At 74.0% G+C, this 11,423-nt stretch carries 8 protein-coding genes and 1 pseudogene; 7 read left to right on the forward strand and 2 right to left on the reverse strand.

Annotated elements, in window-relative coordinates; genetic code table 11:
* Positions 1–89: 89 nt before the first annotated feature.
* The 4 genes from AB7J25_RS20165 to AB7J25_RS20180 all read left to right on the forward strand — a co-directional run bounded on the left by AB7J25_RS20165 (position 90) and on the right by AB7J25_RS20180 (position 6,429).
* Positions 90–2,204: a hydantoinase/oxoprolinase family protein gene (locus AB7J25_RS20165; RefSeq protein ID WP_428511137.1), complete on the forward strand. Its 2,115-nt coding sequence runs from the start codon at positions 90–92 to the stop codon at positions 2,202–2,204.
* Positions 2,201–4,555, forward strand: coding sequence for a hydantoinase B/oxoprolinase family protein (locus tag AB7J25_RS20170; RefSeq protein ID WP_428511138.1), 2,355 nt, complete (start codon positions 2,201–2,203; stop codon positions 4,553–4,555). Before AB7J25_RS20165 ends, AB7J25_RS20170 begins: the two co-directional genes overlap by 4 nt.
* Before the next feature lie 150 nt (positions 4,556–4,705).
* On the forward strand, positions 4,706–6,106 hold the full coding sequence (locus AB7J25_RS20175) for an O-antigen ligase family protein (protein WP_428511139.1): 1,401 nt from the start codon (positions 4,706–4,708) through the stop codon (positions 6,104–6,106).
* Positions 6,103–6,429, forward strand: coding sequence for a hypothetical protein (locus AB7J25_RS20180; RefSeq protein WP_428511140.1), 327 nt, complete (start codon positions 6,103–6,105; stop codon positions 6,427–6,429). The genes AB7J25_RS20175 and AB7J25_RS20180 overlap by 4 nt, the downstream gene beginning before the upstream one ends.
* A 28-nt stretch (positions 6,430–6,457) precedes the next feature.
* On the opposite strand, the gene AB7J25_RS20185 is transcribed toward AB7J25_RS20180, so the two are convergent.
* The gene (locus AB7J25_RS20185) at positions 6,458–7,651 is read right to left on the reverse strand and encodes an alpha/beta hydrolase family protein (RefSeq protein WP_428511141.1); all 1,194 of its coding nucleotides are present in this window, start codon (positions 7,649–7,651) and stop codon (positions 6,458–6,460) included.
* A 618-nt stretch (positions 7,652–8,269) separates the two neighbouring features.
* Here AB7J25_RS20185 and AB7J25_RS20190 point away from each other — a divergent pair.
* Positions 8,270–9,283 carry an acetamidase/formamidase family protein gene (locus tag AB7J25_RS20190; RefSeq protein WP_428511142.1) on the forward strand — a complete coding sequence of 338 codons (1,014 nt, stop codon included), beginning with the start codon at positions 8,270–8,272 and terminating at the stop codon, positions 9,281–9,283.
* A gap of 33 nt (positions 9,284–9,316) precedes the next feature.
* Positions 9,317–10,075 carry an SDR family NAD(P)-dependent oxidoreductase gene (locus AB7J25_RS20195; protein ID WP_428511143.1) on the forward strand — a complete coding sequence of 253 codons (759 nt, stop codon included), beginning with the start codon at positions 9,317–9,319 and terminating at the stop codon, positions 10,073–10,075.
* 316 nt (positions 10,076–10,391) lie between these two features.
* On the opposite strand, the pseudogene AB7J25_RS20200 reads toward AB7J25_RS20195, so the two are convergent.
* Positions 10,392–11,041, reverse strand: a pseudogene (locus AB7J25_RS20200) (leucine zipper domain-containing protein); the annotation flags it as partial.
* A 124-nt stretch (positions 11,042–11,165) separates the two neighbouring features.
* On the opposite strand from AB7J25_RS20200, the gene AB7J25_RS20205 reads away from it, so the two are divergent.
* Positions 11,166–11,423, forward strand: a 258-nt coding sequence (locus tag AB7J25_RS20205; RefSeq protein WP_428511144.1) for a transposase, incomplete at its 3' end; no start/stop codon positions are given.

Raw genomic sequence — 11,423 nt, forward strand, 5'->3', positions numbered from 1 at the left:
CGAACCTCCCCGGTCGACAACTCCTTGACCACTATCGCATACGTTGAATACTCTACGCACTAGTCAGATCCGGCGCGAAGGAGCGAGCCATGGCCTATGTCATCGGAGTGGACGTGGGCGGCACGTTCACCGACGCCGTCCTCGACGACGACGGCGGGACCGTCCTCGCGGCGAAGTCCCCGTCCACCCCGCCCGACTACTCCCGCGGGGTCCTGGACGTCCTGGCGCTGCTCGCCGAGCAGCTCGGCGTGACGGTGCCGGAGATGCTCGCCGACACCCACCACATCGCCCACGGCACCACGTCGTCGCTCAACGCGCTGGTCATGGGCAACGTGCCGCCGGTCGGGTTCCTCACCACCCACGGGCACCGGGACTCGATCTTCATCATGAACGTCGAGGGCCGCTACCTCGGCCGCTCCCCGCACGAGCTGCAGCACGTCCTCGGGCAGGCCAAGGACCACGCGCTGCTGCCCAAGCGCCACGCGCTGGAGGTCGTCGAGCGCATCGACCGCGACGGCAACGTCGTCGTCGCGCTCGACGAGGACTCCGCCCGCGCCGCGATCCGCGCCCTGCTCGACGACGGCGTGCGCGCGATCGCCGTCTCGCTGCTCTGGTCGTTCCGCAACCCGGTGCACGAGCGCCGGCTGCGCGAGCTGGTCGCCGAGCAGGACCCGGACGTGTTCGTCGCACTCTCCAGCGAGGTCAGCCCCCGCATCCGGGAGTTCTCGCGCAACGCCACCACGATCATGAGCACTCAGATCGGGCCCGGGCTGCGCGACTACCTCACGACGCTGGAGGACACGCTGCGCGCGAACCGGCTCGGCGGGCCGCTGCTGGTCATGCAGAGCAATGGCGGCGCCGTCGCGGCCGCGGAGGCCCCCGCTGCCGCGATCAGCACCGTCGGCTCCGTGCTCACCGGCGGCGTGGTCGGATCGGTCGCCCTCGGCCGCCAGCTCGGCCACCGCAACATCATCTCCACCGACGTCGGCGGCACCACGTTCCTCGCCGGGCTGATCGTGGACGGCGAGCCCGTCCGCGCCACCACGACGGTGATCAACCATCACCCGATCAACGTGCCGACCCTGCGCGTCGACGCGATCGGCTCCGGCGGCGGCGCGATCGCCTGGCTCGACCCGGGCGGCAACCTGCGCATCGGCCCGCGCAGCGCCCAGGCCGTCCCGGGCCCCGCCTGCTACGGCCAGGGCGGCACCGAGCCCACCAACACCGACGCCAACCTCGTCCTCGGCATCCTGCCCGGGCGCGGGCTGCTCGGCGGGCGCAAGCCGCTCTCGGCGGAGCTGGCACGCCAGGCGATCGACACCCAGATCGCGAAACCGCTCGGCCTCTCGGTCGAGGAGGCCGCCGCCGCCATCCACACCGTGCAGAACGCGCAGACCGGCGACCTGCTGCGCAAGACCGTCGTCGAGGCCGGCCACGACCCCCGCGACTTCGTGCTCTACGCCTTCGGTGGGGCGGGCCCCGCGCACTGCGCCCGCTACGCCGCGGAGGTCGGGGTCGCCGAGGTCGTGGTCCCGCTCGGCGCGGTGGCCTCGGCGTTCTCGGCGTTCGGGCTGGCCTCGTCCGACATCGTGCTGGCCGCCGAGCTCTCCGACCCGACGTTCGTCCCGTTCGACCCTGCCCGAGCCGAGCGCAACTTCGCCGAGCTGGAGGGACGCGTCCGGGAGGCACTGGACCGCCAGGGCGTCCGGTTCGCGACCGTCAGCCTGCACCGGGAGATCGACATGCGCTACACGATGCAGCTCGCCGAGGTCACCACCCCGGTCGCCGCGGGCCCGCTCGACGCCGCCGCCATCGAGGCCGCCGCGGCCGCCTTCGAGGAGCGCTACGCCGCCCTCTACGGCGCGGACGCCGGGTTCCGCGAGGCCGGCATCCAGGCCATCACCTTCCGCGTCCGCGGCACCGGCGTGCTGCCGTTCTCCCCGGCACTACCGGAGGTCCCGGCCGCTGCGTCGCCCGATCCGGAGCCCGCGCGCACCACCAGCCGCCCCGTCTGCCTCGACGCGGCCGCGGGCTACGTCGACACGCCCGTGTACGACTACCGCGCCCTGCGCGCGGGCCACGTCCTCACCGGCCCGGCGATCGTCGAGGTGCCCACCACGACCGTCGTCGTGCCCGAGGGCACCACCGGCACCGTCGACACGCTCGGCAACCTCACCATCCGACCTGTTGGGAGCCCGTCGTGACCATGCCGATCCCCGGCTCGGAGGTGTTCTCCAGCCGCCCCGTCGACCCCGACGAGCTGGCCCGCTCGCTGCCGTCCACACTCGCGGTGCACAGCGTCACGCAGGAGCAGGTCGACGCGCTCGACCCGCTCACCTACGAGGTCGTGCGCCACCGCCTGTGGTCGGTGACCGACGAGATGGGCGAGGCGCTCAAGCGCATGTCCGGCTCCCCGATCGTCACCGACGCCAACGACTTCGACTTCGCCATCTCCGACGAGCTGGGCCAGGAGGTGCAGGTCGGGCTCTACAACACGATGCTCGTCGGCGCCGTCGACCTGGCGATCTACTGGACGCTGCGCCACCGCAGCGCGAACCCGGGCATCGCGGAGGGCGACATGTTCCTCTGCAACGACCCGTGGGTCGGCGGCGGGCTGCACCAGAACGACGTGATCGTCTACCAGCCCGTCTTCCACGACGGGTTGCTCTTCGCCTGGACCAGCGCCATCGCTCACCAGCCCGACCTGGGCGGGGTCGGGCTCGGCTCCTTCTCCCCCGCCGCACAGGACGTGTTCTCCGAGTCGCTGCCCACGCCGCCGATCAAGGTCGTGCGGGACGGGACGCTGCAGCGCGACGTGGCGGACGCGTGGGTGCGCCGCTCCCGCGTCCCGATGCTCATCGGGCTGGACCTGCGCGCGAAGATCGGCGCCAACAACGTGGGCCGCGAGCGGTTGGCCGCACTCATCGCCCAGTACGGGGCGGACACCGTCAAGGCCGTCATGAAACGGATGATGAGCGATGCCGAGGGGCGGCTGCGCGACAAGCTCACGAGCCTGCCCGACGGTTCCTGGTCGGCGACCGGCTACCAGGACCAGTCGCACGAGGGCGACCGGGGCCTGCACAAGATCACGGTCACCACGACGAAGACCGGCGGCCACCTGACCTTCGACTTCACCGGGACGGACCCGCAGGCCGGCGTCATCAACTGCACCTACGCCGGGATGCGCGGCGGGGTCATGCTCGCCCTGCTGCCGATCCTCGCGGGCGACATCCCGTGGTCCGCCGGCGGGCTGATGCGCTGCTTCGACCTCGTCACCGAGGAGGGCACGCTCAACAACGCCACCTACCCGGCGGCCGTGAGCCGCGGCCCGATCGGACCCGCCTGGCTCACCGGCAGCCTCGTCGCCGAGTGCCTCTCCCAGATGCTCGACCGCTCGCTGGAGCTGGGCCGCAACGTCCAGGCCACCTGCTGCGGCACCTGGGACACCGCCGTCATCGCCGGGCTCGACGAGCGCGGCGCGCAGCCCGCACCGTTCCTGTCGATCATCATGGAGCCGATGTCGGGCGGCTACGGTGCCCGCCCGCACGCCGACGGCATCGACACCGGGGGCCTGTTCTGCATCCCGATGGGCCGCATCCCGGACGTCGAGATGACCGAGTTCCTCTACCCCGTGCTCACGCTGTGGCGCCGCGAGGTGCCCGACTCCGGTGGCCCCGGCCGCCACCGCGGCGGCCTCGGCGCGTCCGTCGCGCTCACCCCGCATGGCACGAGCGTCCCGATGGGCCTGGTCCTCGCCTCCGCAGGCAAGGCGGTCGCGCAGAACGCGGGGCTGTGCGGCGGCCATCCCGGCAACAGCGGGCTGGACGTCGTCGCGCGGCAGAGCAGCGTGCGCGAGCTGTTCGCCGCCGGGCGGATGCCCGCGGAGCTCTCGGAGTGCAGCGACACGCTCGAACCCGGGCAGAACTACGCGTCGAGCTATCTCGCGCCGGGCGAGGTGTTCGCGATGACCTGGCAGGGCGGCGGCGGCTACGGCGACCCGCTGCACCGCGATCCCGACGCCGTGGCCCACGACCTGCGTGAACGCAAGATCAGTGCGGACGCCGCCCGGTCCGTCTACGGGGTGGTGCTCGCCGGTGACGCCCGCGACTCGCGCGTCGACGCCGAGGCCACGGCAGCCGAGCGTGAGCGGTTGCGCGCCGGGCGCCGGGAGCGCTCGCGGCTGCCGGTGCCACCGCCCGGGCGGAAGGCGGACCTGGGGACGGCCCGGCGGATCGACGACAACCTGGTGGAGGTCCTGGAGGTCACAGAGGTCACCGACGGCGCCGTCGTGGCGTGCCGGCACTGCGGGGAGGTCCTCGGCACGCCCGACGCGGGGTCCGGCTCGGGGCTGGCGCTGGCGGTGCACGAGGGGCCGCCGACGGAGGCGGGCCCGCAGATCGTCGCGGTGGCGGCCGACTACGTCGACGCCCCCGTCGTGTTCCGGCAGTACTGCTGCCCGGGCTGCTGGACGGCGTTGTCGTCCGCGGTCGTGCCGGCCGACCACCGCGACGGCGTGCCGACGCTCGGGCGCCTCACCGCCGTCCCGGCGGGCTGACACCGGGCGCCGGCCCCGTCCCCCGGACGTGGCCGGCGCCGTCACCCATCTCGATGGATTCGCCTCCCTACAGCCACACGATCGGGGGTCGACAGCGGACGAACCGCCGCCGACGACTCCAGACTGTGGTCGTCCCGGGGGGAGGCGATCATGGTCACTACGTGGGATCCACCGCGCGATCGGAGGTCCGCGCCCACGCGCCTGCTCGTTCTGGCCCTGGGCGCCGCCGCCGTCCACGGGACGGTCAACCGCGGCGGCTTCCACGCCGGGGACGCCGCGGCGCTCCTCGCCCTGCTGGCCGCGGCGGCGGCCGCCCGGGTCGCCGTGCACCCGCGAGTTCCGCATCCTGCCGCCGCGAGTTCCGCATTCCATCAGGGCGAGTTCCGCGTTCCGCCGGCAGCCCAGCCGACCCGCCCGGTCGTCGTCGCGATCCTCGCGCTGCTCGGCGTCGCGGCGTGGGTGCTCGTCCGGGGTGACGGCGCGTCCGGGCTCCCGGCCGCCGCGCTGGCGTGCGGGCTCGCCGCGGCGGCATGGGCCGCCACCGGCCTGGACACCGTGGGCCGCCGGGTCCTGCACGCCGTCGTGATCGCGTGCGGCCTCGTCGTCGCGTCCACCGGCTGGGTCGGGGTCGCGCTGCACGTCGAGCCGCTCGCGCTGGTGTCGTCCGGGCTGTGGCGGGCGTCGTCGACGCTCACCTACGCCAACGCCGCCGCGGCGTTCCTCGTGGCGGTCCTGCTGCTCGCCGTGGCCGTGCTCCCGGCACCCGGGGCGGACCGGAGCCGCCCGCTGATGCTGGTCACGACGTCGGTGCTGCTGCTCGGGCTGGTCGCCACGATGAGCAGGGCGGGCCTGCTCACCCTCGCCGTCGGCGTGCTGGTGCTGCTGGCATCCCCGCCGCACCGGGCCCGGTTGCGGACGCTGTGGCCGGTGCTCCCGGCCGTCGCGGTCGCCGCCGCGGGCCTGCTCCCGGCGCTCCCGGAGGCGGCCGGACCGGGTTCGGCGCAGCCGCTGCCCGCCGTCGCGGGACTCGCCGCCGGACTCGCGATCCTGGTCCTCGACCGCCGCGCCGTCACGCTGCTGGTGGGCGCCGCGGCCGTCGCCGTCGTGATGGCCGTGCCGGCCGCGACGTTCGCCGACCTCGCGTCGACGCGGCTGTCGGCGACCTCGACCGAGCGCGGCGACCTGGCCCGCGTCACGGCGGCGCAGTTCCTGGAGTCACCGCTCACCGGCATCGGCCCCGGCAGGCTGGACCTCGTCTACGTCGACCACCGCGGGGTGCTCGTCCGGGCCGAGTACACCCACGACGAGTACCTCCAGATGGCGGCCGAGACGGGCGTCATCGGGCTCGCCCTCACCGGGACGGCGCTGATCGCGCTCCTGCTCGCCGCCGCGCGGCGGTGGCGGGACGCGACGGGCCCGCCCGCGCTCGCCATCCTCGCCGCGTTCGCCCTGCACAGCGCCGCGGACTTCCTCTGGCACATCCCGGTCCTGCCCCTGCTCGTCCTGCTCTGCGTCGTCCCGCTCCTCACCCGATCCCCGGAGGAATCATGATCCGCCGCATCGTCACCGACACCACCCTCGTGCTCGCCGTCGGCGCCGCCGTCGCGGCCTGCGGCGGTGTCGCCGGAAGCGTCGTCCTGACCGGATCCGGGGTGCCGCTGCAGGCGTTCAGCGCACCGTGCGCCGTCGCGCCCGGCGCGGGAGGGGACGTCGCCTCCGCCAGCGCTCCGGGGGCGTGCGCCGTGGCCGGTGCCTCCGCCCCCGTCGGCGCCGGCAGCCCGCCGGTCGCGGACAGCAGCGCGCCGGTCGCCCGAGCGGGCGCGCCGGGGTGTGCCACGGCGACCGCGGGGGCCACGACGGGCATCGCCTGCTGAGCGGGGCCGCGCCTCGGACGGCGGTCCGTCAGGTCAGCTGCTCCCCGAGCCAGGCGAACGCCCGCGCGTGGAAGAGCGTGCGGGCACCGGCCTCGCAGTGATCGCCCGCGCCCTCCAGGGACGTGAACCGGACGAACAGGTGCGGGCACTCCAGTGCCGCGACGAGCTGCGGGGCCGAGGCGCTGACGTCGTCGGCTTCGGCCTGACAGACCAGCGTGGGGCACGTGATGCTCCCGGCGTGCCCCGCGAGCGTGTACTCGCGCAGCGCGTCGAGGTAGGCCAGCGGCGTCGCGGCACCGTGGACGAGCATGCCGCGCCGCAACGCCCAGCCGGCCGTCGGCTTGCGGGCGAGCGACCCGAGCGCCTTCTCCGCGACGGCGCGCGCCCATCCGGCGCCCCCGCGCAGGCCGCTCGCGAGCGGCCCAGGCATCCGGGCGAGCGCGGCGGCGTAGAGGTCGAAGGAGCCGCAGTCGGCGATGCACGCCGCGAGACGCTTCTCGGTGGCCGCGGCGCGGGGGGCGAGGAACGCGCCGAGGCTCAGCCCCATCAGCGCGATGCGGTCGGGATCCGTGCCGGGCCGCCCGGCAAGGAAGTCGATCACGGCGGCGATCACGGGCCCGTAGTCCGCGCGCATCGGCAGGCCCTGCTGGATCAGCGCGGAGCCCTGACCGGGGCCGTCGAAGGCGAGGACGTGGTAGCCGCGGGCCAGCGCCGCCGCGCCGTTGAGGACGTAGAGCTCCTCCGCGGTGCCGTCGTAGCCGCCGAGCAGGATCAGCGTGGGCCGCGGCCCGTCGCCCGCACTGAAGTGGTAGCCGGGCAGCGTCGTGCCCTCGAACGGGATCGCGACGGTCTCCGCCGGCCGCTCCAGCAACGCCACGGCCCGCCGGAACGCCTCGGTCTGCGCGACGTTGCTGCGGCGCAGGCGGCTGTCGAGCGGGGCACCCATCAGCATCACCCCGGCGGTGCGGTGGTAGTTCGCCGCGCGCAGGAACGCGCCCCGCGCCGTCTCGACGCGGCCCGCGGCCAGCTCGCCCTCGGCGAGGGTTGCCGTGCTCAGCGCCAGGTCGGTCCAGGCGACGTGCCAGCTCCCGAGGTCGATCCCCCGCACCCGGCGGGCGACGGCCAGGCACTCGCCGATGTCGGCGCCGCCGTACGGGGTGGTGCCGACGGTGCGCAGCAGCTGGGCGTCGAGCAGCTCGTCGGCGAGCGCGAGCCGGCTCACGGGCGGGTACCGGATGGCGAGGCCAGGACCATGGTCAGGAGATAGCACCGACGCGCCCCGCATCGCCAGGGACCGGCACGCCGTACCGCCGGGCGGCCCCCACCGGCTACCGCGATCGGCCCACGGCACGGCGGTGGGTCGCTGGGACATCACCTGATCCGGTGACGGTGGCCGCCATGATGGACCGATGGCACGGCCCGTCGACGACCCGCCCGCCGCCACCGATCAGGGCTCCGCCCCGCCGACGGAGGACGCCCGGGAGATACCGGACGCCGCCCCTGCGCCGCGAGCTGTGGGCGCTGCACGCCCGAATGCGGGGCGCGGGCCGGGCAGGCGGCGCTGGAGCGTGACGCCGTGCTCCCGGCCTGGTTCGACGACGGGCTCGCCCCGCGGCGCGGACCGATCGGGACGGGTGGCTGCCCAGCGGCGTCGACCTGCTCGCCTACCGGGCGACCTACGGGGTGACCGACGCGAAGCGCGCGCTGGGCCCGCCGCCCGACGCCGCCGCGCCGGCCCCGCGCCGCGACCGGTACCGCCGGCTCGCCGAGGCCGTCGCGCACCACCGCTGACCGCCGCGACACTTCCGTTCCCTACTCAACCGTGCCAGGTTGAAGGATCGTGGACGTCGTCGAGTACCGCCCGCAGCCGGACCAGTACGTGTGGACGTTCGGTGGCGTCGCGCCGAGCCACCACGTCAGCCCCGGCACGGTGCTGCGCCTGTGGACCGAGGACGCCTTCTCGGGGCGGATCACGCGCCCGTCGGACCGCCCGATGGACGTCCTCGACATGACCGAGGTGAACCCGCAGACCGGCCCGTTCTTCGTCGAGGGCGCGGAGCCGGGCGACACGCTGGCGCTGCACCTCGTCGACCTCACTCCGGCCCGCGACTGGGGCGCGTCCGCCCTGATCCCGTTCTTCGGGGCCCTGACCGGCACGGACCGCACGGCCCTGCTGAACGAGCCGCTGCCCGAACACGCGTGGATCTACCAGCTGGACCGGGCGCGCGGCACCGTCCTGTTCGAGGCCCGCCGGGGCCAGCTGCAGATCGAGCTGCCGATCGCACCGATGCTGGGCACGGTCGGGGTGGCCCCCGCGGGCCGCGAGGTGCGCAGCTCGCTCGTGCCCGACAAGTTCGGCGGCAACATGGACACCCCCGAGATGCGCGCGGGCACCACCTGTTACCTGGGCGTGAACGTCGCGGGGGCGCTGTTCTCCGTCGGCGACGGGCACTACCGCCAGGGCGAGGGCGAGAGCTGCGGCACGGCCGTCGAGGGCGCCATGGACGTCACACTGATCGTCGAGCTGATCAAGGGCTCCCCGACGAGCCCCGCGCCGGAATGGCCCCGGCTGGAGCACGACGAGGACTACGTCGTGATCGGGTCCTCGCGCCCCCTGGAGGACGCATGGCGGGCCAGCCAGGTGGGGATGGTGCGCTGGCTCGGCGAGCTGTACGGGCTGGACCCGCTGGACGCCTACCAGCTGCTCACGCAGATCAGCCGCTCGCCGCTGGCCAACGTCGTCGACACGAACTACAGCGCCGCCACGAAGATCGACAAAGCCCTGCTGCCTGCGGCCGACGCCTACGGCGGCATGCACCGCCACCTGCGCGAGCAGGCCGCGACGCTCATCTAGACGCTCATCCGGACGCTCATCGAGGAGGAACCCGTGGACCTCGGACTTACCGGCAGGACCGCGCTCGTCACCGGCGGCTCGAAGGGCATCGGCCGGGCGATCGTCGACCTGCTCGCCGCGGAGGGCGCGAACGTGGCGTTCTGCGCGCGCACCGCCGTGGACGTCGAGAAGGCCGAGGAGGAGCTGCGGGCCGGCGGGGCGAACGTCGCGGGCACCGTGCTGGACGTCGCGGACGGCCCCGCGCTCACCGCGTGGGTGGCGGCCTCGGCGGAGCGGTTCGGCGGCATCGACGTGGCGGTGGCGAACGTGAGCGCCCTGACCGTCGGACCGGGGGACGAGGCCTGGCGGGCCTGCTTCGAGGTCGACGTGCTGCACACCAAGCACCTCGTGGAAGCGGCACTGCCGCACCTGGAGGCGAGCGGTGGCTCGATCATCGCGGTGTCCAGCGTCTCCGGGCGCGAGATCGACTTCGCCAAGGACGCGTACGGCGTCATGAAGGCCGCGCTCGTGCACTACATCTCCGGCGTCGCGCTGGAGCTGGCGCCCCGGGGCGTGCGCGCCAACGTCGTGTCGCCGGGCAACGTGTACTTCGACGGCGGCTTCTGGCAGGGCGTCGAGCAGGCCAACCCGGACCTGTTCCAGATGGCGCTGGGCCTGAACCCGACCGGCCGGATGGGCACCGCCGAAGAGACCGCGTACGCCGTCGTGATGCTCGCGAGCCCGCTGGCGAGCCGGATCTCGGGCTCGAACCTCGTGGTGGACGGCGCGCTGACGAAGGGCGTGCAGCTCTGACCGGCCCGGAGCTGCGACCGACGAGGAGCTGCGACCGACGAGGAGCTCCGACCGACGAGGAGCTCCGATCGACCAGGAGCGCGGGGCACCGGTCCGCGCCGTGCGGCCCGCGTCGGCGGCCGACGCCCGGTCGCGCGACGCCGGGCCATCGCCCCGCTCACTCGACCTTTCCAGGTCCGGCGCGTCCCGGGAGGTCCGGTGGTCCCAGGAACGCGCCGCGAGACGACGCCACTTCCCAGCCTCCACTGAACCCGGGCGGCTCGCGCCGGACCACCAACAGCCCCACTACTCCAGCCAACACCGCGCCCTCCAACGGCTAGTTGTAGCTCCCGGCCGGGTTGTTGACGCGAGTGATGGGTGGGTGGCCGCCGATCGCGGTGTGGCAGCGGTGGTGGTTGTAGGTGTGCAGCCAGATGGGGAGCGCGGCGGCGCGTTCGGAGTTGCTGGTGGGATCTCGGCGTAGGCCGGGCGCGTATGGTCATCGATCGCGGCATGGACGTAGTCGAACCCGACCCGAGGTCCGCAGCGGGCACGTCGGTGTTCGAGGCTGTCGCGGCCCAGGACACGCCAGCCGCCGCCGTCGCGGAGCCGACCGAGCTTCTTGACATCGACGTGGACCAGCTCACCGGGCCGAGCACGTTCGTAGCGGCGTACCGGATCTGCGGCGGGCCGGTCGAGCCACGCCAGCTGCGACATGCCGTGGCGGGCCAACACGGCGTGCACGGTCGAGGGTGCCAGCCCGACCAACGGCCCGATCCGGTGCGGGCCGAGCTTGGGTTCCCGGCGCAGCTGCAGCACCTCGGCCTCAAGCACGGGGCCGGTGCGCCCGGGCAGACGGTGCGCGTGGCTGGATCGGTCGGCCAGGCCGGGCAGGCCTTCCGCGCGGTAGCGGGCCCACCACTTGTAGCCGGTCGTGCGGGACACTCCAAGTTCAGCGGCGACATGAGCGACCGGACGCCCGGAGCGGGGTTGCGTCCCGGGTAGTGGTGTAGGTCCGGGGCCTCGACGGCGTGGCTGAGCACGTGTGAGGGGCCACCGCGTGAGTCTCTGCGTGAACCGACCAAGGATCACGACAGAGAGGTGCCACGCGATGGCCCTGGACCAGTCTGCCCTGCTCGAACTTCTCGAGGCGTTGAAGGCCACCGATGTCGGTGACCGGATCCGCGAGGCCGCGGAGACGATCTACCAGGCGTTGATCGAGGCCGAGCTCACCGAAGCCATCGGCGCGGCTCCGCACGAACGCACGTCGACCCGTTCTGCCCTGCGCAACGGGCACCGGACCCGGGTCTTGTCGACTACTGCCGGGGATCTGGAGCTGCGGATCCCGAAGCTGCGTACCGGTTCGTTC

The organism is Pseudonocardia sp. (genome assembly GCF_050246655.1).
Lineage (GTDB): Bacteria > Actinomycetota > Actinomycetes > Mycobacteriales > Pseudonocardiaceae > Pseudonocardia.